The sequence below is a fragment of the Marcopretia estuarina LEGE 06307 genome, assembly GCF_056633115.1.
Window position 1 is genome coordinate 559,286 of sequence record NZ_JBSJOY010000002.1, and the last position, 26,214, is coordinate 585,499.

17 protein-coding genes are annotated in these 26,214 nt (G+C 63.1%); 8 read left to right on the top strand and 9 right to left on the bottom strand.

From position 1 onward, the window contains the following. Positions 1 to 404 precede the first annotated feature (404 nt). From ACWJI3_RS07025 to ACWJI3_RS07045, 5 genes are all read right to left on the bottom strand, one after another. A complete protein-coding gene (locus tag ACWJI3_RS07025; RefSeq protein ID WP_480203312.1) occupies positions 405 to 1,520 on the bottom strand; it encodes a glycosyltransferase family protein in 1,116 nt (371 codons plus the stop codon). 334 nt (positions 1,521 to 1,854) lie between these two features. Then, positions 1,855 to 2,658 carry a class I SAM-dependent methyltransferase gene (locus ACWJI3_RS07030; RefSeq protein WP_480203313.1) on the bottom strand — a complete coding sequence of 268 codons (804 nt, stop codon included), beginning with the start codon at positions 2,656 to 2,658 and terminating at the stop codon, positions 1,855 to 1,857. A gap of 39 nt (positions 2,659 to 2,697) precedes the next feature. Beyond that, entirely contained in the window at positions 2,698 to 6,255 is a 3,558-nt protein-coding gene (locus ACWJI3_RS07035) for a glycoside hydrolase family 99-like domain-containing protein (protein ID WP_480203314.1), read from the bottom strand. Positions 6,256 to 6,536: 281 nt separating this feature from the next. Further along, on the bottom strand, positions 6,537 to 8,351 hold the full coding sequence (locus ACWJI3_RS07040) for a glycosyltransferase family 2 protein (protein WP_480203315.1): 1,815 nt from the start codon (positions 8,349 to 8,351) through the stop codon (positions 6,537 to 6,539). A 10-nt stretch (positions 8,352 to 8,361) separates the two neighbouring features. Beyond that, entirely contained in the window at positions 8,362 to 9,240 is an 879-nt protein-coding gene (locus tag ACWJI3_RS07045) for a class I SAM-dependent methyltransferase (RefSeq protein WP_480203374.1), read from the bottom strand. Positions 9,241 to 9,325: 85 nt separating this feature from the next. Between ACWJI3_RS07045 and ACWJI3_RS07050 the strand changes: the two genes are divergently transcribed. The 4 genes from ACWJI3_RS07050 to ACWJI3_RS07065 all read left to right on the top strand — a co-directional run bounded on the left by ACWJI3_RS07050 (position 9,326) and on the right by ACWJI3_RS07065 (position 15,068). Next, positions 9,326 to 10,597: a hypothetical protein gene (locus ACWJI3_RS07050; protein ID WP_480203316.1), complete on the top strand. Its 1,272-nt coding sequence runs from the start codon at positions 9,326 to 9,328 to the stop codon at positions 10,595 to 10,597. A gap of 245 nt (positions 10,598 to 10,842) precedes the next feature. Then, on the top strand, positions 10,843 to 11,658 hold the full coding sequence (locus tag ACWJI3_RS07055; protein WP_480203317.1) for a calcium-binding protein: 816 nt from the start codon (positions 10,843 to 10,845) through the stop codon (positions 11,656 to 11,658). A gap of 255 nt (positions 11,659 to 11,913) precedes the next feature. Beyond that, entirely contained in the window at positions 11,914 to 14,268 is a 2,355-nt protein-coding gene (locus ACWJI3_RS07060) for a glycosyltransferase (protein ID WP_480203318.1), read from the top strand. Then, entirely contained in the window at positions 14,265 to 15,068 is an 804-nt protein-coding gene (locus ACWJI3_RS07065; protein WP_480203319.1) for a hypothetical protein, read from the top strand. The genes ACWJI3_RS07060 and ACWJI3_RS07065 overlap by 4 nt, the downstream gene beginning before the upstream one ends. On the opposite strand, the gene ACWJI3_RS07070 is transcribed toward ACWJI3_RS07065, so the two are convergent. Then, on the bottom strand, positions 15,049 to 15,255 hold the full coding sequence (locus ACWJI3_RS07070) for a hypothetical protein (protein WP_255100120.1): 207 nt from the start codon (positions 15,253 to 15,255) through the stop codon (positions 15,049 to 15,051). The two genes, ACWJI3_RS07065 and ACWJI3_RS07070, sit on opposite strands and share 20 nt — an antisense overlap. Then, positions 15,255 to 16,490 (bottom strand): sulfotransferase family protein, encoded by a 1,236-nt coding sequence (locus tag ACWJI3_RS07075; protein ID WP_480203320.1) that lies wholly within the window; start codon positions 16,488 to 16,490, stop codon positions 15,255 to 15,257. The genes ACWJI3_RS07070 and ACWJI3_RS07075 overlap by 1 nt, the downstream gene beginning before the upstream one ends. Positions 16,491 to 16,704: 214 nt before the next feature. On the opposite strand from ACWJI3_RS07075, the gene ACWJI3_RS07080 reads away from it, so the two are divergent. Further along, positions 16,705 to 17,562, top strand: coding sequence for a hypothetical protein (locus tag ACWJI3_RS07080; protein WP_480203321.1), 858 nt, complete (start codon positions 16,705 to 16,707; stop codon positions 17,560 to 17,562). A gap of 208 nt (positions 17,563 to 17,770) precedes the next feature. On the opposite strand, the gene ACWJI3_RS07085 is transcribed toward ACWJI3_RS07080, so the two are convergent. Together ACWJI3_RS07085 and ACWJI3_RS07090 are read right to left on the bottom strand one after the other, a co-directional pair. Continuing rightward, positions 17,771 to 18,871: a tetratricopeptide repeat-containing sulfotransferase family protein gene (locus ACWJI3_RS07085; protein ID WP_480203322.1), complete on the bottom strand. Its 1,101-nt coding sequence runs from the start codon at positions 18,869 to 18,871 to the stop codon at positions 17,771 to 17,773. Beyond that, a complete protein-coding gene (locus ACWJI3_RS07090) occupies positions 18,849 to 21,401 on the bottom strand; it encodes a glycosyltransferase (RefSeq protein ID WP_480203323.1) in 2,553 nt (850 codons plus the stop codon). The genes ACWJI3_RS07085 and ACWJI3_RS07090 overlap by 23 nt, the downstream gene beginning before the upstream one ends. 35 nt (positions 21,402 to 21,436) lie before the next feature. On the opposite strand from ACWJI3_RS07090, the gene ACWJI3_RS07095 reads away from it, so the two are divergent. Genes ACWJI3_RS07095 through ACWJI3_RS07105 form a run of 3 tightly spaced genes read left to right on the top strand, consistent with a single transcriptional unit; the run spans position 21,437 to position 26,168 of the window. Then, positions 21,437 to 22,417, top strand: coding sequence for a tetratricopeptide repeat protein (locus ACWJI3_RS07095; RefSeq protein WP_480203324.1), 981 nt, complete (start codon positions 21,437 to 21,439; stop codon positions 22,415 to 22,417). Next, a complete protein-coding gene (locus ACWJI3_RS07100; protein WP_094511830.1) occupies positions 22,414 to 23,205 on the top strand; it encodes a peptidylprolyl isomerase in 792 nt (263 codons plus the stop codon). Before ACWJI3_RS07095 ends, ACWJI3_RS07100 begins: the two co-directional genes overlap by 4 nt. After that, a complete protein-coding gene (locus tag ACWJI3_RS07105; RefSeq protein ID WP_480203325.1) occupies positions 23,205 to 26,168 on the top strand; it encodes an ATP-binding cassette domain-containing protein in 2,964 nt (987 codons plus the stop codon). Before ACWJI3_RS07100 ends, ACWJI3_RS07105 begins: the two co-directional genes overlap by 1 nt. The last annotated feature ends 46 nt before the right edge of the window (positions 26,169 to 26,214 follow it).

The window sequence follows — 26,214 nt, forward strand, 5'->3', positions numbered from 1 at the left end:
GTATCACGCCTTCTGAGAGTTGTATTCGGCGCATCAGTGTCATAGTCGCGTGAGATTTGATGCACTCTGCGCAACAGGGGATAGAGCACAGGGCTGAGTTCGGGTCTGTTGCAGGGCCTTTTCGAAGCATCAAGATGTGGTTGGGGCGGTGAACTTAGGCACTATCCATGCACGAACCCAAGCCCATTTCACTTGCATGGGCATCGGTTGTCATCCTTTTCATGCTCAGAGCCATCAGCTTCATCCTCGGAAACAGAAGTCTACTGAGATCCAAGGGAAGTAATGGTTGAATACACCTTCCTATTGGCAACGCTTGAATTGTATCCGTGATAACCTGGCGGCTTTAGGCATCCATGGATGTACTTTGATTAGATCTAAGATGCAAGCTAAACTATGGGGCAGGCTCAGGACTGCATATTCAGACTTGCAAGATCTTCTGGGTAGATCAACGTGGCATAATCTCTAATTTCCAGAGCATGAGAAACTCTGGAATTGGCAAGATTCTCGGTGATGGAGTAAATAAAGTTGGAGGGCATTGGCAAAAACTGGTCATATTGGCTAGAGCTAAGAACTTCAAGTGGATCAAAGATATCTCCATTCATTAACAATTCAATGGTCGCTAGGATTTCTTGAGTGCCTTGAACAACTTCGCTACCCAAATCAATCTTTATATAGGAGTCTTCGTTGTTATTCGGGATTGGGCTGCCTCCTTGGTTTAGTATTTGCCAGCAGCTCTTGATTTCTTCAATAAGTGTCAAGTCTAACTTGCTCTCAAGCATCGCAAAGTCGTATTCAAGGACATCACTCACTTGAAAGTGCTCGGATATAGTTTCTCGAGATTTTAACTTATTCATGTTTGCTTTGATTCTTGAAGCTGGAAAATTCTTGAGATGAAGCATGATCAAGGCGATGCAGTCTACATGCTCAAAATCTAGATGCCTATATTGAATGTTATGGATTCCGGCTGATACTCCAATGTACTTTCGTGGAATTAGAGGTTTTCCCCACCTCAGTGAACCTTCAAGGTGATGTCTGCTTCCAAATTCAAAGTCTTCGTCAGATTCATGTAAGTTGTTTAGCCAATATGATGGTATGAGTTTTGTTCCACTCAAATCTCTTAGGGTATCCAGAAAGCAGCATTCCAGTTTGGTCGGAGACACAAGTCGGATCACTCTCTCGTCAGAGTCTGCAAAAAGAGTGTATTTTGTGGATTGGCGTAGTGCTTCATGGAGCCCACCAAATCGTGGATGCCAGTGTATATCATTATGAGGGCCTGAAAAGCGAAATACTAAAACATCAGTTGAGCATTGCTTAAGAAGCCTAATGTATTCAATCTCGTCTGAGCAGTTGTCAGCAATGATTAGACTGTCTATTCCTGCAACCCGTGAATGATGCTCAATCCATTGCAGTAAGTTCTTGGAATCATTTTTGATTTTCAGAATAATCCTAAGCGTGCTATTGCATCTTGCGATCTTGTCGGTTACTATGGATTGATCGGTCGCCCAGTCGTAAATTGGCATGATGACCTCCAGTGTATGATAGGTTTACAGCCTATCATGCTCCTAGAGGCACTTTCTCGTCTTTGACCATGACAACACGGGCCAGCATCCCTCTTTTTTCAAGGCGTTATTTCTGACTTGGTAAAACCCTGAAGGACTTTTCTTCCAAGAGGGTGATTCAGGTAAGGCCGTTAACGCAGATTTATTTTGATGAAACCTATTGATTCGCTTCTCCTTGTCCCAGGTTCCACGCTGGCGGCTATTCCGCTATTCCGGAATACATAAATTCAATTGACTTGGGTTCGGGTTTCACAAGTGTGTTGCGAAGTGAATGTGGTTCCTTGAGGTGAGCGACTTACAGGCTTGTGGGTAATTGATGCTTGGAGGCAATTACCACTTCAGTAAGATCGCCTATGATGCCTCTTGAGAGATCGTTGTTCTTGACAAGAACGGTAGCTAAATTAGTGTGACTGGCTATATGGTGGCAAATGTCATAGCCCCAGTCGATCGAAACTAGAGATCCGGTGTTGTCAATGGGATTTCCGTGAAACTCAGGAGTTTCAATATGGCAAGCCAAATTGTTCTCATCAAGGAAAGCTCGTCGCCTTGTTGGATGATATCCTCTGACCAGCGGTACTGTCATAATTAGTGAACCACCCGGATTTAATGTGCGCTCTATTTCTCGAATCGCCTTGCCGGGATTAAAGATATGCTCGAACACGTCCTGCAATATAACTATATCAAATCGGCATGCCGGGAATGTTTGTTCTTCAATATTCTCGCACTGATATTCCTTGCAGGGCATTTTTGACCGCACGACTGTACCAGGTGGGTGAGCCTTGTCATAGTGTGTGGCAGTATAGTCCTGGCATTCGCTGGCTAGTCGCTTAGAGACTATGTCCCACCCTGGGGAAGACTCATGGATTGATTTTAATCGCCAGTCAGGGTGAAGCTTGTTCAGTTCGTGAAATAAAGCGCGATGCCTAGGAAATGAACCACAAGCTTTGCACTCTGCTGTGTTTCGATAGTACGGTCCAGAAATGATAAAGCCCTCGCTGCTTTCGCATGCTGGGCATACTCCACTAATCGAGAAGGGGTAAGATGCTTCTGGCAAAATGGGAGCGTTCGATGTAACTGCCATGTCTTCGAAACTAGTCATCCGGCCAAAGTCTGCTAAAGGGTGATAATGAATAGACAGCTAATTGTGATTAAATATACGTTTATGCCATTTCGAAGCTCGCAAGGCTACTGAATCAAGTCGTGGATCGGCTGAACAGAGTGAAAAGGCTAGCTCATGGATTCGTTTGGCTTCGGCTCCAAGTTCAATTGGATAAGCCAGGTTAGCGTTAACTACACTTTTAGAGTGTCTCCTGTGGTAATTTAAAACCTTTGGAGTGAATGCAACGGACCCTTTGGCGGCTAGATTGAGATAGATAGACCAATCACCTGATAGCCTGTATGACAAAGCTTCATCCCAGGGCAAGGTTCTCATTGCTTCCAGATTCAATATACAGGCGCTTGCATTGGGAATCACATTTGTAACCCCTAGTGCATTCACAATAAAATCAATCCCCCCGAGGACAAACTCTTCGCGGAAAATAGATCCGCTGACCTCTTCGATTGATGAATGATATTCAGAATATGGCGATCCAATCATGCCATATCCATTGACCATCCAGCTCTCGCAGAAGCAAATTACTGGGTAAAACGTCCTATACTTGATGGCAAGATCCACTGCTTCTGTCAAAAAGATGGGCTCGGCATAGTCGTCAGCTTCGGCGATCCAGATATAGTCTCCGTGGGCCATTTCAGCGCCTATTTTCCATTGATTAGAAACGCTGCCAGAATTTCTTTTATTCACTGCGATGCGATACGGGATTCCGCAATTGGATAGATTGCTTTTTGCTAAGTCAGCACTGCCATCACTTGAGCAATCGTCAAGAAAAATAATTTCCTTAATAGGATATCTTTGGTTGATAACCGATTGTAGTCGTCCTCCTAAGTAGTGCTTGTAATTGTAGTTCGGTACGATGGCGGTCACGCTAATTGGATCACTAACTTTTGAAATCGAAAGGCCAGGATTTCTCTGATTTCCATGTCGAAGTAGATTGTTCAAGTAGCGAACATAGGCAAAGTGCTCCCTTGCATACTGGTGATTGGCTTCAAAATTACCCCCGGCTTCCATGTGTTCTTTTAGCTCAAGAACGGCTGAGAGCATTGCCTGCTCATCCAAGTAGGGCACCAATCGGCCCTTGTGGCCCCCCTCGATTAGCTCTACAAAACCCCCGGCGCCCTCAAATCCGATCACTGGCAGCCCGGCATCAAATGCTTCCATGACCACGCTCGGCAATGGGTCTTCGCGGCTGGTGAGTAGAAAAATGTCCGAGCTTAGGTAATACTCAAAGGGTTGTTTGACCTCGCCGGTCAATATAATATTCTTGCTAAGGCCAAGTGTATCGATGTCTCCACGCACATAGCTTTCAATGCCGGGATCAATACGCCCTGCCCAGATCATGTAACTGGAGGTGTCCCGATTCACGAGTTGCATCGCCAGCCGCACAAAAATGTCAATCCCCTTGCGGAAGTCACCGTGGCCGCATCCCATGAGCACCAGCGCGTGCTCTGGAATCCCCAGTTCGGCGCGAAGCTTCTTTCGCACCTGCACTTTGTTCTGGTACTCCGGGTTGAAGTTGATCCCTTGTGGTAACACACGGCTGTTGGTGAGCGGCAGTGCAAACTCGTTCTTTACTTTCTCTCGAACATACTCCGTTGAAAACACCACATCATCAGACTTTTCAGCTAGCTCGTAGAGTGCTTCTTCCAGGTGATAAGACTTGATCAAGCTGGGTAGCTCGTGAATCAGGTTGGTCACACGGATCCCCTCGCCCATCAGAAAGCCCGTGTAGCGGCCGCTCACCGTGGTGTTGAGGATCGCCCTGTCGTAGCCACGGGCTTTGAGGCCTCTGATCAGCCGCTCCAGCTGCTGGTGATCCCCATGCAAATCTTCGCTGAGAATGGTGGTAGTAGCTACGCGGCGATAGCTGTCGGCTAGCGGTCCACCTTCCAGTAGCACCACGTGCACCTTGTTCTTCATCTTTTTGGTGAGATTGATCACCATGCTCAGCAGGTTGATCTGCGCTCCAAAGGGATGGGCATCATGTCCGAAAACAATCAGGTTGTAGTGATCGCTCTCCACCGTCACTCCCATCGGTAAGCCGTGCTTGTAGTGCGTGAAGGGCTCCATCCATTCGGCTTGCACTATTGCGGTTTGGGTGGCGCGCAGCATGGCGTGCCCAAAGTGTTGATCGGGTTCCAGAGTGCAGCCTTCTGCCCATTCATTCCAGGCATTTATAAACACCAGGCTTTCGCTATGGGAATTCTCGGGATCCCGATAAGCCTTGTCGATGATGGTGGCCAGCCACATCTTGTATAAGTCAGTGGTGAAGTTCACATACACGTGGCCATTTTCCATGCGCCGTGCCGTGTTGTCCCAAGCCAGCATGCAGCTGCGGTAGAGCAGGTAGGGCTCTTGAGGGCGATTCATTGCACACTCAGCGAAGAAGCTGTAGTCGCGCAATACACCTTTGAATTCTGGATCAGTCCCTAGCGCCTCCTTGTCCTCATCCGTTAAGTCGCGGCAGTAGGTGAGGCCCTCATGCTTATTCCATACGCAGTGCGGTGGAAACTCCACCGCAGCGTCAAAGCCAAGTGGCAAGGGGTTATCGAAGGCAAAGCTCTGAACGGCGCATAGGTGTAGCTCGCCGATGCCACACTCGCGTGCAAACTCGCGCCAATCGTGCACAGTGGCGAGCGGGTCTTCCAGTTTCTGCGGGCAGTACACCAGCAGCACTGGCTTTCCGTCTATCCGGATGTACTGCTCATGCTTAAGGACGGATTCAGTATCGCGAATAAAGGCCTTGGTGCCCTCCAGGCTCTGATTGGCCTCGATCAGCACCTCGCCAGACATCCCGTCCCAGCTGCGGGTCCAGGTTTCATTCACCCAGCAGATGCAGAACGGGAAGGGATCCGTCTCCCCGGCCATCAGCATCTCCAGGGGCTTCTCCAACAGCTTCTTGCCGTTGAACCAGTAGTAGTAGAAGCAGAAGCCATCGAGGCCATAGCGCCGCGCCAGCTCAAACTGCTTGTCCATCGTGGCCGGTACCCGCAGGTCGTAGAAGCCCATCGGTCCGGGCCGCCTCGGTTGCCAGTGCCCAGGGAAGAAGGGCTTGGCGCGCGAAACGTTGTTCCACTCGGTGAAGCCCTCCCCCCACCACTCATCGTTCTCCGGGATCGGATGGAACTGGGGTAGGTAAAATGCCAGCTTCTTCACCGTGATCGGCTTTCGAGCCAGGATCTCCACCGTTGATTCGTTTGCCGTTACCTCCGGCTGCGCGGCTGATTCCGCTGGATGGCTCGGCTCCTCCCTCGGGGGGGCCTCCTGAGTGCGCAGGGCCGCTTCACTCCGGCTTCGCAACGCCTGGATGAACTCCTTCTCGCCTTCACTGAGCCCTGGAAAGAGGGGCGACTCAACCACCAGATCACATTCCGCCATGGCGGTGCGAGGTGCTTGGCTTTCCACGGCCAACCAGGCTTTGAGGATGTGCGGCCACACTTCCGTCGGATGGCAGATCCGAAAGGCATCCACGATTCGCTGCGCTCTGGCCAGCTCGGTCTGCTCAATCAGCTGTTTCACCTCCCCCACCCAGAGGCTCAGGTCACTGGGTTGATCGAGAAGCTTGGCGCTGGCAGCAGTCATGAGAGGGAGCTCTTGTGGAGCATGAATGAACGAACCGTGGCTGTTGGCTGAGTGGGGCCTCAGCGGTTGGACTTACTCACCCACTACCCCTGGTCAATCGGATCTCGGCAAAGTTCTCCTACTGAGGCTAATTACCACAGCCCAGCTGCAAATGAGGTCCATCCGCGAGGCATTCCTGGGCTGAATCGGGAAGCCGTGCAGACCTGCGGCTCTCTCCCACCCTCGCTGGCAATCAGGAGCGGGTGTGGCGGGGCCTGCATTAAGGCGAAGGCACTAGGGGTTTAGCCTAGGTGGGCTTGGCGGTCTGGGCACGGCGGCACCACTGACAGATCATTCAGCACCGCCAGCAGCCGGCGCTGATCGTGGGGGTTGCTGGCCCGCACCTGGGGCTCTCCGTGAATGGTGAGCACCAGCCAGGGCGTTGTTTTTGGTTCAGAACGTACATCCACCACAGTCAGGCCGGGCTGGAGCCTCACTTGCCTGGGCTCATCCCAACCTTCCAGATGGAACAGCACGGCAGGCTCGGCTTCCATGACCCCCTCCTCCGGGAGATACAGCTGCAGCCTCACGCCTTCCGTCTTGTGCCCATCCCCCACCAGCTGAATCACAAGCCGGCTCGGCGATTCCAGCCAGCCATCGGCATGCAGCCCGCTGGAGCTGGCCAGAACCCGCATCTCCGGCCGTTCCCAGCCCGGTAGAGCCGGCAGGCTGGGCGCCGTGGGCTGGGGCGGCAGCTGTTGGCAGCTGTTCAACTGCTGCCATTGAGGCCGGGCCCGCAGTAGCCCCACCGCCAGCTCCCCAGCCGCTCCTTCCAGTTGGCCTGCTAGCACCACCGCCGGCCCACCCTCCTCGGGCAGTTGCCCCAGCAGCCAGAGCCCCAGGTCACCCCATTCCAGTGGCAGGCCCAGCACATCCGCCTGCGGGCTCTCCCCAAGCGCCACCACCCCATAACCCCGCTCCTGCCCTTCACGGATCGCCTCCACGCTGGGCTGCAGCAGCACCGCCACCGGCCGGCCCAGCAGTGCCCGATCCGCCGCTAGCAGCCAAGGGTGCCCTGCGGGCGGCTGTTGCGTGTCGAGCAGGTGCTGCCAGCGTTCGCGCAGCTGCTCCAGGTTGCGCCGCTGGTGTGCTTTCAGGCCCTGGGCCATATCCCGCGAGTGACTCAGACCCTCCAAATGCAGGATCCGAGCCTGTGGCTGCACCCATACCGATTGCCCCGCCTGTCGTGCCCGCAGGCACAGGTCGCTGTCTTCCGCGTAGGCAGGGCAGTAGCGCCGATCAAAGCCAGCCAGCTCCTGCCAGAGCTGGCGTCGAATGGCGAGGGCGCAGCCGCTCACATAGTCACAGCTGCGCGCATAGGCCAGAGCAAAGCAGTGCTCAAGGGGAAAACCTCGGCCGTGGTTCCATACCTGCCCATCAGCCCACACGATGCCACCTACCTCCTGAGGGAGCCCATCGGCGCCCCAGGCGGCAGCCCCCACCACTCCCGCCTCGGAATGGCGCGCAAACGTGTCCCACAGACGATCCAGACAGTGATCGCCCACCAGCACATCGTTGTTGAGCAGCAGCAAAACCTCTCCTCGCGCCAGCGCGGCCGCGCCGTTGCACGTGTCTAGGAAGCCCTGGTTGTGCTCGCTGCGCCAGATCCGCAGCCACGGCAGCTGCCGGCCCAGCTGGGTGGTGGCATCACTGGAGGCATCATCGGCAACAATCACTTCAAAACTGGTGCCATTGGCCATGGCCACCAGGCTGCGCAGCGCGTTCAGGGTGATTGGCCAGTGGTTGTGCACGGGGATCAACACCGTGACCTGTGGCACCGCGCTGCTCTCGGGGGCCACCAGCAGCGCCGGCGCCGGCAGCGCCTCCAGCCCCCGTAGCGCCAGCCCGTAATAGAGCAGGCGAAAGGCACCCTCCGGGTCGTGCCGCAGGCAACGCTGCACATCCGCCCAGCCCGGCCCGCCCGGCAGCAGCGCCGCCATGTCGAGATCCGCAAGGGCGGCCAGATCACCCATGCCGGCGATCGCCTCAGAGCCTTCCCCCAGGCAGTGGGTCCAGTGGCGCAACAGTGGCAGCCAGGCCAGCGGGTCGCGGGGCATGGGCGGCGCCTCAGCGCTCGGCTTCGATCACCAGCACTCCGGGCAGATCGGAACCCAGCACGCCATGCTTCCAGCTGGTGATGTGGTGCATGCGCGCTTCGGAGAAGCCCGCTTCCTGCAGTTGATCCAGCACGTCCCAGGCGGGGATGCGATACACCAGCGAGCCCGTGTGCGGCCGCACCGGATCACCATGAAACTCCTGCTCCGTGAGATGTTCCGGCTCTCCGGTGCTCGGGTTGTGACGCGCCTTCACGATCGCCTCCCGCTGTCCGAACGCCAGCGGGCAGGTGGCCACCAACCGCCCGCCCGGTCGCAGCACCCGGGCGATCTCGCGATAGGCCGAATCCAGATCCGCCACATGCTCGAACAACTCGTTGCACAGCACCAGATCGAAGCTGGCATCCGCGAAGGTGAGCGCACTCAGATCCTGATGGGGAATCTCAGAGAAGGCCTGCTCCGAATGTTCCAGATACTCGCTGCAGACCAGCCGCCCTTCTCCCAGATGGCGCCGCAGCCACAACGCAAAGCCCGAAAGCGCTTCCGCCAGGTACACGTCTTGCTGGGCCAGGCTGCCCAGTGTTCCGTAGGCCTGCTCCAGCACCCGCAGCACGGCCCGATTCCGGCTCAGCAGCCCATTGGCGATCAGTGATTCCCGGTAGTTGCTTCCCTGGATCTGGATCGCCTCCGGTGCGATGTGCTCGCCCGTGAGCGGCTCCAAGAGGCCCAGAGCCTGCGTGACCGCGATGCAATCCTTCAGCAGGCTTCCCTGTTGCAACAGGGCCGGCAGCTCTGGCCGGAAGTCGTCGAAGCTGCTGTAGCTGCGGAGCACATCGTGCAACGCCAGAACCCCCTCACTGGGCATGAGCTGCGGGCGGGTTTCGGCTTGCACCAAGGCGTCTCCCCATTGTTCGGGTCAGCCTAGGCAGGTGCCTCCATCCCCGCCAGCCTGGCTGCTGGCCCCTAGGGTTTTCAGCATGCTTGAGCTCGAGCACTTGCTCCACCGCCTCGACCAGGCGGTTGCCGCCGCCCAGGCTGGCCAGGGCAACGCACAGCCAAGCGAGCTGCCAGCTGATCAGCACCCCGATCCGCTCAGTGAGCTCTGTGAACAGTTGGCGGATGTTCTGCTCGGGCAGGGCCTCACCGCCGCCGCCGCCCGCTGGCGCACCTGGGCCCTGCTGCCACCGCCTGCACCCCAGCTTGCTGCGGCCATCGCCGAGGTCCGCCAGGAGCTGTTGCGCTCTGCGCCTGAAACGGATGGGCAGCTGCCGGTCGATCCCGTGGCGGCGGCCCACCAGGTGCTGGCGTTGCAGCTCGCGTTACCCGCCGCCGCCCAGGTGGCGGCCTGGGCTCGGGCCCTGCTGGCGGCAGGCGATGGTGCCGCCGCCGTGGAGTTGTTGCAGCGGCAGGCCGTGGCCAGCGGCCTCAACCCGGATCACTGCAACGCCATGGCCTCCGCCTTGCTGCAGTTGGAGCAGTGGTGGGAAGCCGAGCGCTGGCTCTGCACCAGCCTCAGCAAGCAGCGCAACCAGCCGCGGCCCTGGTTCCTGCTGGCCCGTCTGTTGCTGCAGCAGGGCGTGCTCGATGAGGCCTTTGAGGCCGTGCAGCAGGGCCTTGCCCGTGATCCCACCAGCGATTGGGGCCGTAACCTGCGCGCCCGCATCCTGCTGGCCGGAGGCAGCTGGCGCAGCTACGACCTGCTCACAGCCGACCCCCAGGGGCTGCCGAGCGATCCAGCGCTTCGGCAGGATCTGCAAGACAACGCCCAGCGCCACCGCTTGAGCCACCGCACGGCGGCGGACGCACCGACGACCGACCTGCCCCTGAGTGAGCGGCTGCGGTTGCGGCACCTGTTCTCGCGTGATGGCTTGGTGGTGGTGTTGCACGGCCATCCCACCGGTGCCCTGCACTGGTGCCTGGCCCAGGAACTGCTGCCCGATGGCCTTGAGGTGCAGCCGGTGGCAAGCCGTGAACCTCTGTTGATGGCGGAGGCACTGGCAACGGCGGGGCTTCGTTGCCGCAGCGAACAATCCTCCCCTCTGCTGCGCCAGCTGGCTGCCGACGCAAACCAAGCCGTGGCACTGCTGGTGATCCAGCGGCCCAGCGGCAGCAGGTTCCCCACAGCCCTGGGCCTCCTGTGGCCGAAGGTGGCCCATCTGCTCACACCCGTGGGGCTGGTGGAGCCGCCGGGCTTCAGCGCTGTGGCCTCCCTGGGCGGCTGGCAGCTACTCGCTTCAAGCCAGTTATGACTGAATCTATACGAGCGTGGAGCCTGCCGAGCACATGCTTTTGATTCTCAAGTGCATTCCTTAATACCATTTCCGGATCAAGAAAGTTGTAAGCGATACAGCTATCGGCATGAGCGCATGGCGTAGGATGTACCTATCGAGTTGGTCCGTTACTAGCCATGTCCTTCATTGCGCCCCCTGCCTCAGATATCTTTGGCACAAGGCCACTTGATGAGGAAGGAGAGGGACTACTCCCTTTGGAACCAGTGGATCCAGGCACTATTGCTGATTTCTCAGGGGAGCGAACCCAGGTTGACGGAACCAACGGCCCTGTTGAAGTTGGTGGTGTTGGCGCCACTTGGGCAACCACGCCGGCTCCCGCCGGCGAAACGAATGAAATTCTTCTGACGGGCGCGAGCAATACCCTCATCCTGGGTGCTGGCTCCACCAATGTTCAGGTTCTTGGCAGCGGCAACATTGTTGAAGCTCGGCAGGAAGTTGGTGTGATTGATAGCCCCAAGGTGATCAGCCTTGGTGATTTTGGTGGCGGCAACGACTCCAACGACCCCAGTGTCACGGTCGATCTGACCAGCACCACTGCCGGCAACGAAATCGGTTCGACAACCTCCGTCCTTGACGCGGCTGGTGGTGGCCAGCTGGGCACCGACTTCCAGAACTACGCCCACGGCGGCACCGGCAACGACACCATCTACGGCGGTAGCGGCTCCGACTTCATCCGCGGCGGCTCCGGTGATGACCAGCTCTACGGCTTCGGCGGCAACGATCTCATCCGCGGTGGTTCCGGGTCTGACTTCGTCAGCTTTGGTGTCGATGGCAACGACACCCTCTACTACACCTCCGATCAGCTCGGCGGCGGCGACGTCGACACCATCAGCGACTTCACCTTTAGCGACGACAGGCTGGCCTTCGACGCCGCAGCTGTTGGTGGCCCCAACAACTTCAGCGCCTTCTCTGGCTTCGGCACCTCCACCCTTGCGGTCAGCGTCGACGGCAACACCACTCAGGTGGTGGCTGGCAACGGCTATGTCTGGGATCAGGACGACATTCTCTTCGTGGTTTGATAGCCGAATCAGCCGGTTTGCGGCCCTTTGGTTAGCCCTCCCTCAGCCCGCTGGTTTTCGCTTGAGATCCGCGCAGCTGCACCCACCTTTGGCTTGCCGCTGCAGCTCAGCTTCAACCTGAACGACGGCAGCAAGGCTCAGCATCACGTGCGTCTTGCCGAGTCTTCTTGTTGGGGGATGGTGGTGCTTCCGTTGGCGGATCAGCCGCTCGCGGTCCAGGCCGTCTTGCCGGATCGGCCCGGCTCACCGCTTCAGGTGTCCTGGCGCCCCATCACTCCGCGGCTGGCGGGCCTCGCCATGGCCCGCCAGCTCTGTGCCGAGGATCCGGCCACCCTCTTTCACGATGGCCTTGAACTCCATCGCCAGCTGGAGCCCCTGCCTCCCAGCCAGGCGCTCACCCGCCTCTGGCAGCGCTACGCCTGCTGGCTCGTCGAGCGGCCCCGCCCCTTGCTGGCGCCGCATCCCCTGGAAGGCCGGCCCTTCGCCGATGGTCGCTTCCAGCCGCCTGCCGCTGAAGCCACCGTGGCCCGCCTTCGCACCCTCTGGCCGCTGCTGTTGCAACGGCTCAAGCCCGCTCCCACCGTGAGTGTGGTGCTGCCGCTCTTCGGCCAGGAGGCCGTCACCCTGCGCTGCCTCGAAAGCCTGGTGCAGGAGCAGCTGCGTCGGCCCGATCCACCGGCCAACCTCGAGATCCTCCTCCTCGACGACGCCTCCCCCGCCGGCTCCATCGATCAGCTGGTCGCCCTGGTGGCCGAACTCGACAGCAAGCACCTGCGCCTGCTGCGCCAGCCTGACAACCTCGGCTATCTGCGCACCTGCAACAGCGGCGCCGCCAACGCCACCGGCGAACTGCTCTGCTTTCTCAACAACGACACCGTTGTGACCACCGACTGGCTCACCGAACTGATCGGCAGCCTGGAAGGCTTTCCCGATGCTGGCCTGGTGGGCCCCATGCTGCTCTACCCCGATGGCCGCCTGCAGGAAGCCGGTGGCATCGTCTGGCGCGATGGCAGCGCCTGGAACTACGGCCGCGATGGCGATCCCACCGACCCTTCCTATGGCTTCTGCCGCGACGTCGACTACGTGTCCGGTGCCTGCCTGCTGATGCGCACCGAGCTGTTTCGCCGCATCGGCGGCTTCGACAGCCGCTATGCCCCCGCCTACTACGAGGACACCGACCTGGCCATGGCGGTGCGGGATCTCGGCTACCGCGTGCTCATGCAGCCCCTTGCCCGCGTGATCCACTACGAAGGCCTCTCCAGCGGCCGCGACCACGACAGTGGCCCCAAGCGCTTTCAGGAACGCAACGCCCGCCTGTTCCGCAGCAAGTGGGAGCGGCGCCTGCAGAGCCATGCCGAAAACGGCACGGCCGTCTGGCACGAACGCAACCGCGGCCGTGTGGGCCGCATCCTGGTGATGGAGGCCAGCCTGCCCACGCCCGACCGCGACGCCGGCTCCCTCTACATCCTTCACCTGCTCACCGATCTGCTCGCCCTCGGCTGGGATGTGAGCTTTCTCCCCACCGACAACCTGCTCTGGCAGCCCGACTACGGCACCCCACTCCAGCGGCTTGGTGTGGAAGTGCTGGTGCACCCCTGGGTGCCCTCCGTGAATCAGCTGCTCGAAGAGCGCGGCGATCACTATGAGGCGATCCTGATCGCCCGGCCCGAAGTGGCCGACCGCTGGCTGGAAGCCATCAAGACCCACGCCCCGCTCGCGCGCCTCCTCTACTACACCCACGATCTGCACCACCTGCGCATGGAGCGGCAGCTCGCCGTTCAGCCCGAGGCGATCAGTCGCGAGGCGATCGAGCGCATGCGCGCCTGCGAGAAGCGCATCCTCGACATCGTCGATGCCGTGCTCTACCTCAGCGAAGAGGAGCGCCGTCAGGCCGTGGAGCGGCTCAGCCCCCGTGCCGCCGGTTTCGTGCTGCCGCCCCGCGTGCGCCGTGAAGCCCTGCCCAGTTCCTTTCACGAGCGGCAGGGGGTGCTGTTTCTCGGTGGCTTTGGCCACCCCCCCAACGCCGATGCCGTGCTCTGGTACGTGCAGGAGGTGCTGCCCGCGTTGCGTCACCTGGCTGGTGATGCCGCCGTGCCCCATTTTCATGTGGTGGGTGCCAATCCCCCCGCCGCCATTCAGGCCCTCGGCGGTGAGGGTGTCACGGTGCATGGCTATGTGGCCGATCTGGGGCCCCTGCTCAGCCGCCTGAGGGTGTGCGTGGCGCCCCTGCGTTTTGGTGCCGGCGTGAAGGGCAAGATGCTCACCGCCATGGCGGCCGGCTTGCCGCTGGTGGCCACTGGCGTGGCGGCCGAGGGGCTGGGGTTGCGCCATGGCCTCACGGCCCTGCTGGCCGAGGATGCCGAAGCCTTCGCGCGTGATGTGCTGGCTCTGCATTCCTCCGCCGAGCTGTGGGAGCGCCAGGTGGAGGCAGCCACCGCCCACCTCGAAGCCGGCTGGGGCGCCGACGTGGTGCGCGAACACCTGGCGGACGCCTTGCGCGCTTTGGGCCTGCCTGTGGCTCCGGTGCCCAGGCCCCTGCCGGAGCAACACTGGCCGCTCCCTCTGGGCGCCGGTCCTGAAGGCCTGCTCAGCTTCTACAACCTCCGATGAACCCTGGCGCACAGGCGGGCGTATGGATCCCGCTCGATCAATTGCTCGCGCTGCCACTGCCGGCCGAGCCCCTCGCCTGCCTCTGGCGCGAGCTGCTGCGTGCCCTGCCCCCCGCTGCTGTTCGCGAACGCCAGGCCCTCGAGCAGGCCCTGCAGGCCCATGAGCTGCGCCGTGTGGAAGCTCTGTGCGAGGCCGGGGAGATCGAGGCCGGGCTCAGCCGGCTCGAGGCCCTCGCCGCTGGTCTCGATCCCACCGCCCTGGCGGCTCTGCTCCATCGCCTGATGCCCGGCCTGCATCGCCGGCTGGTGGAGCAGGCCGGGCCCTCCCCTGCCCCGGAGCTGGTGGCTGACCCACTGCGCGCCGAGCAGCTCTGGCAGGCCGACCGCTGGATGCGCCGCCTGGAATCCCTGCCCTGCGAAAAGGTCCATCGACAGGAGGTGATGGCCGAGCAGATCTGCCGCTATGCGGCACTCGCCTGGATGGTCCAGCCTGGTGCTGTTGCCAGCGCCCGGGCGATCACCCTGCTTCAGCGTCTGCTGCAGCTTTTGCCCCAGGCGCGTCAATGGGTGGTGCCGGCCATCCGCGAGCGTTTGCTTCAGGGCGTGCAGGCGCTGAACCATCCAGAGTCGCTCGCCGATCCCCAGCATCTCGGTGTGTTGCTGGAAGCCTGCGCGGCCATGGGAGCCGATCCAGAGCTGCCGGAGCCATCCAGGCAGGCCTTGGAGCTGGCCGTGTTCCGGGGCCGTGCCGCCCTCGATGTGTGGCAGAACCTGGAACGCCTCAGCGCCCCAGTGCCTTGACGGCCTGCTGCAGCTGCAGCAGCACACACCCCTGCAGCACGATCTCCAGCTGCTCGCTCGCTGCACCATCGCGCTCCGCCTGCATCAGCGCCAGCGCCGCCTGCTGGCGCAGCACCTGGCCCTGAAGGTCGGGGGTGAGGCTGCCCAGGTGCTCACGGGCCTGCTCGATCCATTGCTCTGCCGGCATCAGCTCCCCTCGCGGATCCTCCCCAGCATGCCCTCAGCTCCGAGGATGGTCCACTGGTCGCCGGGCTTGAGCTCCACCGCTGGTTGGTTCTCACGCAGGGCGGCGCAGCGCTCCGCAAAGGCCGCCAAACGGCCGGTGAGATCCGGGATAACCGCCAGCCGGGCATCCAGCCGGGCAGTGGCTCTGCGGTAGAGGGTCGCGTCCAGTTCCGTGATCTCCAGCAGCCGCTCCGCAGGCGCTGAGGTGGTGGGATCGACGTCGACGTCGATCCCATCGGTGGTGTTCATCCGCTGCGGATAGGCCAGATCCAGCGGGCAGCCGAGCTGCTCCAGCGCGTGCTCCAGCGCCACGATGGATTCGTCGTAGCGCTCCACCAGCCCCACGAACAGATCCTGCCGCTCCAGATCGATCAGCTCCGGCCGTGCCGCCCAGCCCTGCTGCAGCCGCCAGTTGTCTGGGTCTTGCGGGGAGAGATGGCGCGTCTGGAAGTTGGCCAGCAGCCCACGGCAGTAGTGCTCGATGTACTGCCGGAAGGACATGGCGGCGATGGTGCCCTGCAGATGAAGCTCAAAGCGGTAGGCCGAGGCGAGCCGGGCCAGTGGATCCCGCAGAAACGCCACCTTGAGGCGCGCCAATGCCCCTGGCGGCGGCAGCGTGATCAGGTGGGAGGTGATCAGCTGGGGGTGCGCAGGGGCCGTGGCGAAGTGATCGCGCACCCGTTCCCAGGCCAGCCGCTGGTTCGAAGCCTCCGATTCCACATAGGCCACGCTGCCCCGGCTGGCATGCTCCAGCGACCAGATGAACGTGGACCCGGCACACTTGAAGCCGTGCAGGTGAAGCACATCCGCCAGTGATCCGCTGGCTGTTCGATCAACTTGCTCGCAGATGCGGATCAGATCGGCACGCATCGCCGCCAACCAGGCAATCGGCTCAAGATGGAGTTCCTCCAGCCGGGCCAACAGCTTCAGCCCATCACGGGCCATCGCGGGGGCCTGTGGATCGCCCAGCGCCAGGCGGTGGATCCAGATGGCGCCACTCCGACAGCACTGTTCCTCATGAACAGAAACCCAATCAGGCTGCACGGGGTTCTGTTGCCTCAGCGCCTGGAAGATTCGCGCCCCCTCCAGCGCATGGGTGATGGCGGCGGCGCTATCGCTTTCACCGATCTCCAGCATGCGACTGTGCGCGGCCAGCCCCAACTCCAGGGACACATCGGCTGCTGGGGGTGATGGCATGGGAGCTGGGTGACCCGCCTCAGATTCAAGCTGGCCTCTCAGCAAGGAACGACACCAGATGGAGAGGCTGAGGTTTCAAGCGCTTCCCCAATCACATTGATCGAATCAAGGGTTTGGAGATGTCGTTGAGAGGATGGGCATGTGAAAACCTCCACCTTGAAGCATGCGAACTCGCGTAGCCTAATCTAGGGAAGGCAAACTTGATTGCACTCGAGTGGCGCAGATCGATGTGCTGATGGTGGCGGATGGCGAGCGGCTCTCGCTCGGCTGCATGGTCGCCGCGATTATCGCCAGGAAATCCTTTCCAGAGGCGCACTTCTCTTTCGCAGTGCCTTCGGATGTTCCGTTCAATCTCGGCTTGCCGGAAGGCACTCTGGAGGCTCTGGATGTGGATCTGGTGCCCTTCACCTTCGGGGATCTGCAGGTGGAGGGCAAGGGCTACCGAATCCTCAACAAAGTGAGGGCGCTGGCGGCCTTCGGGTCTCGCCCGGTGCTGCTGTGTGATTCAGACCTGTTCTTCCTACGCTCGATTCCAGCCGCTTATCTGATCGGCCGCACGGTGCCTTCAGCAACGCCTGAGCACGGTCGGCACGACTTCCCCTGGGAGCGCCTCTACGCCCACTTCAACCTCCTGCCTCCCTCGTTCCAGGTGCTCTGTGGCAGTGGCGAAGCCAGCCCGCCCTGGTTCAACGCCGGGCTGGTGCATGCCCCCAATGCCGCTGCCCTGGGGGCGGAGTGGGAGAGGATCTGCCTGGCCATCAATGCATTGCCCTGGGTGCCCGAACGCTGGCCCTATCTGGATCAGATCGCCTTGCCGCTGGCCATGGCCAGCCTCTCTCCAGCCTCTCGGCTCACCGAGGCAACGGTGCTTGACAGCCGCCTGAATCAAAACCTCTTCCATTGGATGGAGAATCAGAGCTATGTGACCAATGGATTTGGTGTGCATCACCATGGCCGCGTTTCATTGATTAAAAAGTATTTCCCATCACTTCTGATGTGGCTGCACGCAGACTACCCGCTGCTGGAGCAATTGCTGGAGCGTTACACCGTTTATGATGATCGTGGCGAATGAGGTGATCAGCGATCTGGCTGGAAGTTCTCCGGTGAAGATCGTTCTGGGAGTCTTTCCAGAGAGGGTCTTTCTTGGCGCAGAGATGGAGATTGGCGCTGGCAGTCCAGGCTGGTAACGCTCAGTTTCAGGTCACAGTTGTCTCTGCTGCAGCTCCTCGTTCCAGCGCGAGGGAAACCCAGCCATTGCTGCTGCGTGCCCTGCGTCCCACTCACAACGCCGTCCACAGCTCGAGCGCTTCCGCCAGCACTCCTTCCCGGCAGCGGCGCGCCAGCGCCGGATCGATCGGCTGGCTGGGTGCCACACCCACGTTGTGCGCCGGATAGCTGCGGCCTGCCGGCAGGCCCTCGCGCTCCAGATCGAGGAAGGCCAGGCAGCGGTGCAGCACCCGCTCGGGGTGGAGGGCCAGGTCTTCGAAACGCAGCACCAGCAGTTGAGACGCCGGCCATACCGCTTGCCAACGGCGTAGCTGCTCGGCGTAGAGGCTGCCGCTCAGCGCATTGGGCCGAAACCAGCCCATCGCTGCCCGTTCTGCCCTTCCCATCGCCTCCAGCCGGTCGGCTTCATCCGCCAGCAGGGCTCCGGCATCACCCGAGAGGCCGATCAGGCTGTGCATATGGCGCAGCCAGCTCAGTGCCCGATCCAGTGGTTCGCGCAGCAGCACGATCAGCCGCGCTTCCGGCACCAGGGCGCGCATCCGTTGCGGCGTTTCCGGGTTCTGCAGATAGTCAGGTGTGGCCTCCAGCCGCAGCAGCCCCGGGCTGCGCAGCGCCGGAAACTGGGCCCGGTACCAGGCCTCGCCCCGTTGCCAGTGGTTGTCGAAGAAGTGCAGTTCCTTGAGCGGATGCAGCCACACCCGTGGATGACCGGCCAGGTAGGCCGCCAGGGAGGTGGTGCCGCTCTTGGGAGCGCCGAGGATCAGCACCTCCGGCAGCCCACCGTCTGTTCCCGCTGCCAGGCGCCAGGCCGGCAGGCCCAGGCGGGCGGCCCGGCGGTTCAGGGCCATCGCTGCTTCCGGGTCGTCGTCCCGCAGCCAATGGGCCAACAGCGACAAGCCAAGGGAATGGGGGGGTGCCGCCTCGATCAGCTGGCGCAGCTGGGGCAACAGCTCCTGACGGGCGGAGGCGTCGATCTGCAGGTAATACAGGCCCCGCAGGCTGCTGGCGTCCGCCGGATCCAGCGCCAGCACCTGCAGGTAGGCGGCAGCCGCGGCCTCGGGTCGGCCCTCCATCCGTGCCGCCGCCGCCTGTTGGAGTCCTTTCGTTTTGGCCAGCAGCATGGTGGCGAGATTAGGCAGGCTGCCCCAGATCATCTGCCGCTGCGTCCTGCTGGATCCGTCGCAGGGCAGCCGCCACACGCACGGGATCGAGCAGGATCGGCTCTGTGATCGGCGCCTCGAACAGCAGCTGGCTGTACAGCCAGGGTGGCGTAGCCGGCTGCAGGCAGCGCACCAGCTTCAGGGCGCCCGCTGCCGCCAGGGCATGGCCGTAGGGAGGGGCGTAGCGCGGCTGATGCAGCTCCAGCACCTGGGTGCCCGGCCGTGCAAAGGCCAGGCCCGCCAACGCTGCTCCATGGGCGAGCACCAGCAGTTCGGCGTCGGCGATCAGGGCCGCCTGTTCCGCCAGCGGCAGCCCTTCCAGCACCGTGGGCTCCAGCGCCAACCCCTCCTGCTCCAGGTGGGCCAGCAGCTCCGCCTCCCCGAACACCGGTCGCCGGCCCGATGGGCCGCGCACCAGCCACAGCCGCCGGCCTGCCCCACGCCGGGGTCCCCGCTGCTCAGGTCGTAGGTAGCGGTGGCGCAGCCAGGCGCGGGCCTGCCGTGACGGCCAACCCAATGGGTGCAGCGCAGCGGGCACCAACAGCCGCTCTGCCTGCAGGTGGGGGTGTTCACGCGCATCGATCAGCCGCTCGGGCGGAATGCCGAGGTCGTCCACCAGGCAGCGGCGCACCCGCTCGCTGCTGCCGCCGTTGTGCCAGAGGTGCCAGGCGGCCGGCCACCCCCCCGCGCCAGCCAGCGCCAGGCCCAGGCGCGGCAGGCTGTCAAGCAGCCAGTGGTAGTGGATCTCGGCGGAGAGGTCCGCCACGGCCAGCACCGTGCCGGCCACCACCAGCGGCGCTCCGGCCGGCGGCGGCTCGGTGTTGCTGGGAGGGTTGGGGCAGGTGGGCCAGGGCTGGGGATAGCGGCGACACAGCTGCGGCAGCAGCGCGCCCGCGCCATCGGCCACACCGAGTCCGTGGGTGGTGCCCCAGGGGTTGCTGCTGGGTGGGCGCAACCAGGCGCGGCCGTGGTGGAGCTCATGCAGCTGGAAGCGTTCCTCCCGCCACCCCTGCTCCTGCAGGGTCTGGGCACAGGGGAGGCAGTCGGTGCCGCGGCAGGCCCCCGCTGGTGCTGGCGCCGCCAGGCCCCCGAAGCGGGCGGCATCCGCGCCATCGCTGGGCTGGGGGGGCAGGTGGGCCGCCAGCTGCTCCAGCGCCGCCGCACCCCACGGGTAGCGGGGGGCTGCCAGCCGCGCGATGGCCCGGGCCAGTTCGGCACCGGGTTGCAGCTCAAACACCTCCTGCAACCGCTGACGCGCCGTTTCGGCGTTTTCCGGCCAGCTGATCAGGGCCCAGCAGCGCAGCAGCTCCGCCAGTTCCTCCGCCAGCTCGGCCGCGCTGGACTGCGGCTGCAGCAACGCCTCGCACCAGGCCAGCACCCGGAGCCGCAGGCTGGCCAACGGGTCAGAGCCGGCGGGCAGGGTCTGCCACCAGCGGCTCAGTGCTTCCGGCTGCCACAGCGGGTCGCTGTCCTGCAATTCAGCCCTCAGCTGGCTGGCCAGGGCCTGCAGCCGGCGGCCTGTACGGCCGCGGCCGGAATGGGCAAGATCCTCCAGCACCTGCGCTTCCAGGGCGCACCAGGTGGGATCGCTCAGCCACTGTTCAGCGCTGATCTGGCGGCCGATGCGCGCACAGCTGCGTGCCGCGTTTTCGGCCAGGTGCAGCCAGGTGTGGGCGTCTCCGTGCGGGCGGCTGCCCCAGGCGGTACGCCACAGCTCCAGGGCCAGCTCAGGGTGTTGTTCCTGCCAGGCGTGCCAGCCCGCCCAGGCGCGGGTTCCAAACAGCAGCGCCGCGCGCCGGGCCCGCAGCGGATGGGCCGCAGGCAGGGCCTCCAGGCGCCGGTTCATCACCCACAGGAGCGCACGGGCCTGATCGGCCGCCTGCCGGCTGGCCGCGCCGCCATGCACCCGATAGCCGCAGAGCACTTCCTCCAGCCAGGCGCCGCGCTGGCCGTCGGCGGCCAGCCGCAACAGCAGGTCCACATCTTCGGCGTGCCGCAGCCCGGGATCAAAGCCGCCGCTGCTGGCCAGCAGCGAGCGTCGCAGCATCCAGGCGCTCGGCAGAACGGCCTTGTGCTCAAAGGCCGCTTCCAGCTCGCAGCCCGCTCGCTCTTGCCAGGGGCACACGTCATGAAGGGGCTGGCCTGAAGCATCCAGGCGCCGCCAACCGCAAAGCAGGTGCTGCAAACCGGGCTCGGCCTCGAAACGAGCCGCCTGATGGCTGAGCCGGGCGGGCAGGGCGATGTCGTCGGCATCGAGGAAGGCCACCAGCGGCGCCTGTGCATTGGCCCAGCCGATGTTGCGGGCCGAGGCCACGCCTCGCCCGGTCGCTAGGCGGATCAGCCGCACCGGCTGAACACCTCCGCGCGACCACGCGGCGATCAAGGCGGCCGAGTGGTCCGTGCTGCCGTCATCCACCGCCACCAGTTCCCAGTCGGCCAGCTCCTGGCCCCGCAGCGACGCCAGGCAGGCCGGGAGCCACCGTTCCGCATCGCGGAACGGAAGGATCACGGAAACGCGTGGCAACATATGGCGAAGCAAATGCAGGCTGAGGCTGGCTGATGGGTTTGCGTACGGCCTTGATCCGCATGCTCGGCGGGGAGAAAAGCTCTGCCGGCCCCAGCGGTTCATTCTCCCTGGATCAGCCTCCTGCCCCACCCCCCCATGCGCCGGCCAGCGCCGGTCCCGCCTCCCCGGAGCTGCAGTTTCGCTACGCCGAAGAGCTCAACGACCAAGGGCGGCCTGATCTCGCCGTTTCCCACTACCGGCAGGCCTATGTGATGTTGCGGGTGCTGGCCGGGCCTGCGGCAGCCCAGCTTGCCGGTTACACCCAGCTCGCCCTGCCGGATCGCACCTCCGGCCAGCCCATGCCGGGCCTGCCGCAACGTCCAGGCCAGCCTCTTGCTCCCCCCACGCCCAACCCCCTCGCGGCCCTGCGCCAGAAGCTCAGCAGCGCCAACGCCGCCGAGGTGGAGCAGGAAGTGCGCCAGCTGATTGTGGCGGGAGGCCGTGGTGCTGATTCCTTCAGCCTGCTGGGCATGTGCCACCTGCTGAAAAATCAGCCGGCGGAGGCGGAGCGCGCCTTCCGTGAAGCGCTCAAATACGACGGCAACCATTTCCGCAGCCTGGTGAATCTGGGCGGCGTGCTGCTGAAAACCGGCCGGATCGAGGAGGCTGTGCCGCTGCTGGAGAGCTCACTCCAGCACACGCGTCCCGGATCGCCTGAGTCGTTGGCGGCCCTCACCAACCTGGCCGTGGCCCAAACCCAGCTCGGCCGCCCGATCGATGCCGCCCAGTTGGTGCTGCGCATTTTTCGCATCAAGCCCGATCACCTCCAGCCCGACAAACTCGTGGTGGCGGCCAAGCATCTCGAGGAGATGGGCGACGACACGGCGGCCATCGACCTGCTTCAGCACCTCCGCACCCGCCTGCGCGAGCCCGACCTCAACCGCCGCCTGGCCGAGTTGCTCGAACGGCGGGGTGACTATCAGCAGGCGGCCCTGGTGTATCGGGAGCTCGCCGCCGGCACCGGTAGCCCATGAACACCCTGCTGCCGCCCCAGCTGCAGGATCTCGGCAACACACTCCCTCTGCCGGATCAGGCCACCGTGCGGTTCCTGGCCCGGCATGAACTGCTCAGCGCCTGGTGCCAGCGGCGTCTGCTTGAGGAGTTGGCCGCTGCCCCCTTGCCGCTGCAGGCGGATCCCGAGGCCGAGGACGACGACGAAGCCTTGCTGCTCGGCTACGCCCGCCGTTGTGGCCTCGACAACCTCGACGCCCTGCAGACCTGGCGCGAGGCCCGCGGGCTTTCGCTGGAAGAGCTGGAAGCCCTGGCCAGCTTCGACACCCGGGTGGCCCGTGCCAGCCAGTGGATCTGGAGCCAGGAGGTGCCTGGCCTCTTCCTGAAGCGCCGCGGTCAGCTTGATGAAGTGGTGCTCACCTTGGTGCGCGTGCGCGACCCCGACCTGGCCACTGAGCTCTTCTTTCAGCTGCAAGACGGGGAATGCTCCTTTCATGAGGTGGTGGAGCGCCACGCCGACGAAGCCGATCGGCTGCGGCGTGGGGTGGTGGGTCCCTTGCCGGTGAACCGGCTCAATCCGCTGTTGATGCGGGTGGTGCGCCGCTACAAACCCGGCGAACTGATTCCGCCGCTCGACATCGGCGGGGTGGTGCATCTGATCCGGGTGGAATCGCTCAAACCCGCTCAGCTCGACGACCGCCTCCGGGCCCAGCTCCTGGAGGAATGCCGCAGCCGCTGGCAGCGCGATCAACTCAAGAAGCTGCGTGAGCGGCTGATGCAGTTTTCCCCTTCCCTGGAGGACCAGCCCTGATGCGTTTTGACCAGCTTCTGCGCAACTCGGCACTCCTCGCCGACCTGCCTGACGACCTGATCAACCGGATGGCGGCCGAGGCCTCCATGCTTCAGCTGGGGGTGGGCCAGCCCTTCCAGCGGGCCGGTCAGCTGCCCCCCGGCGCCGCGCTGCTCGTGGAGGGGCGGCTGCGGCGGCTGCAGGTGCGGCTGGGGGAGCCACCCACCAGCCTCGGTCTGGTGGGCCCTGGCAGTTGGCTGGGCTGGACCTCCCTGTGGCGCGGTGAGCCGGAACTGGGCTTGGTGGCCTCTCAGCCCTGCGCCCTGCTGGTGCTGCCGGCGGCCCTGGCTGTCCGGCTGTTGCAGCAGGAGCCGCTCCTGCGCCAGGCCGTTGCCGGCCGGCCGTCGCTCGAAGAGCTCGCCAGCCTGATGGAGGTGTGGTGGCAGGCCCAGGGCCTGCGGCCCGAGCGGCCGCAGGCGCGGCTGGAGCAGTTGCTGGGTGAGGCCCTGCTGCTCGGCCCCAACGACCAGCTCCCTCCTGGCCACCTGGTGCTGTACAGCGGGCCGCGACAGCCGGCCGGGCTGCTGCCAGGGGATCGGCTCCAATCGGATTCGGAAGGCTGGCGCGGCGCGGTGAACCAACTGCCGCCCCGGGTGGTGGCCATCCCGGAAGCGGCCATCAACGCCCAGCTGCCCCAGGAGGGCAGTTCCGCCCTGGTCCCCCTGACCAACCGGGCGCCAATGCTGCCCGTCGATCCCCTTGAGCTGGGCTTCGTGGACACCCGTCCGCTGGGCGGCGACGCCCGCGGTGCCACCAATCCCTCTGCTGATCGGGTGGAGCAAGCCTTCCTCTGCATCCAGCAGCTCTGCCAGGCGCGGCAGGTGGTGCTGTCCAACGAGCAGCTGATGCGCAACCTGCGCGATGTGGAAGCACGGCTCGGTGCCCTGCGCTTGCCGCAGGTGGGGCTGCAGCTGGAAGCCCTCGGCTTCGATACCCGGCCGCTGCGGGCACGCGCCTGGGAGCTGGCCCGGCTGGAGCCGCCGGCGGTGATGGATTTCGACGGCCAGTTCGTGTTGCTGCTGCTGGCCGGCCGCGGCAGCGGCGTGCTGATCGGTGATCCCCGCCGCGGGCCGGTGCGGCTCAGCCTGGCCGAGCTGGAGAAGCGTTGCCCCGAAGGCCTCGATGTGCTGGTGGTGCGCGAGGGCAGGGCCGGCCGTGATGTGGTGGAAAAGGCTGGCCTGGGCTGGTTCCTCAGTGCCTTTTCCCGTTACCCGGGCATGGTTTCGATGGTGGTGTTCTCGGGCCTGGTTTACCAGGTGCTCGACATGGTGCTGCCGCTCAGTGTGCTGCTGCTGATCGATGTGGTGATCGGCCGCAACAATCCCACCCTGCTGGCGCCCATCCTCTTTGTCCTCGTCACCGCCACGCTGGTGAACGCCGTGATCGGCGGCGTGCGGGCCCTGGTCACCGCTGATCTCTCCGATCGGGTCGATGTTCGCCTGGGATCGTCGGTGGTGGAGCATCTGCTGCGCCTGCCTTTGCCTTATTTCGAGAGCCGCCAGGTGGGCGCCATTCTCTACAACGTGAACCAGCTGTATTCGATCCGCCGTTTCGTGGTGGATCAGGTGCTCGGCGTTGGCCTCGACCTGGTGCTCGGCCTGATCGTGCTGGTGATTCTCTTTTTCATCAGCCCCACCATCACCTACATCACCCTGGCGGTGGTGCCCGTGATGATCGGTCTCAATCTGATCGGCAGCCCGCTGATCAGCCGCAACCTCAAGATCAGCAACCGCTACATGGCGTCGGCCAACTCCTATCTGGTGGAGCTGCTCTCGGGCATGCGCACCGTGAAGAGCCAGAACTTCGAGGTGGAGGCCCGCTGGCGCTGGCTTGATCGCTACCGCCGCTACACCAATGCCCGCTACCGGCTCACGCGCCTCTCCACCCTGCTCAATCAGGCAGGCAAAACCGTCGGCAACGTCGCCGATGTTGTGCTGATGGGTGTGGCGGTCGTGATGATCCTGGCCAATAACCTCAGCCTTGGTGCACTTTTCGCGATCCGCATCCTCTCCAGTCGGTTGGTGAGCTCGTTGGTGCGGCTTGGTGGGCTCTGGCAGGGCATTCAGGAGTTGCAGATCTCCTTGGCCGCGATCAGTGAAGTGATGGAGAGCATGCCGGAGGCCGGCCCTGAAGACCAGCAGCAGCAACCGCTGCCTCCCCTGCGTGGCGACCTCCGCTTTGAGCAGGTGTCGTTCCGCTACGGCACCCGCACCCCCTACCTGCTCGATGGCCTTGACCTGAGCGTGAAGGCGGGCCAGTTCGTGGGCATCGTGGGCCTCAGCGGCAGCGGCAAGAGCACCCTGGTGCAGCTGATCGATCGCCTCTACCTGCCCCAGCAGGGCAAGGTGTTTCTCGATGGCATGGATGTGGGCAAGGTTCAGCTCGCCAGCCTGCGCACCCAGGTGGGCTACGTGCCCCAGGACGGCCTGCTGTTCGAGGGCACCGTGCTCGAAAACCTCTGCCTCAACAGCCCGGATGCCGACATGGAGGCTGTGGTGGCCGCCGCGAACGTTGCCGCCGCCCATGAGTTCATTTGCGCCCTGCCGAATGGCTATGCCACCCGGCTGGGCGAGCGTGGCGCCGGCGTGAGCGGTGGCCAGCGCCAGCGGCTCTGCCTGGCCCGCATGGTGTTGCAGAACCCCACACTGCTGATCCTCGATGAGGCCACCTCCGCCCTCGACGCCGAGACCGAGCGGCAGGTGTTCGCCAGGCTGCGGCAACGGTTCCAAGGCACCACCGTGCTGTTCATCACCCACAGGCTCACTACCCTGGGCGAGGCCGACCGCATCCTTTTCATGGACAGGGGCCAGATCATTGAGGATGGCCGCCACGACGACCTGATGCGCCTCGCTGGCTCCTACGCCACCCTCTATTACCAGCAGGTGGGGATTCCCTTCGATTCCAACCAGGGCAGCCAGGCCTGAACCCAACCCGCGCCCCCGCCATGCAGCCCAACAAGCCCCCCGCCGC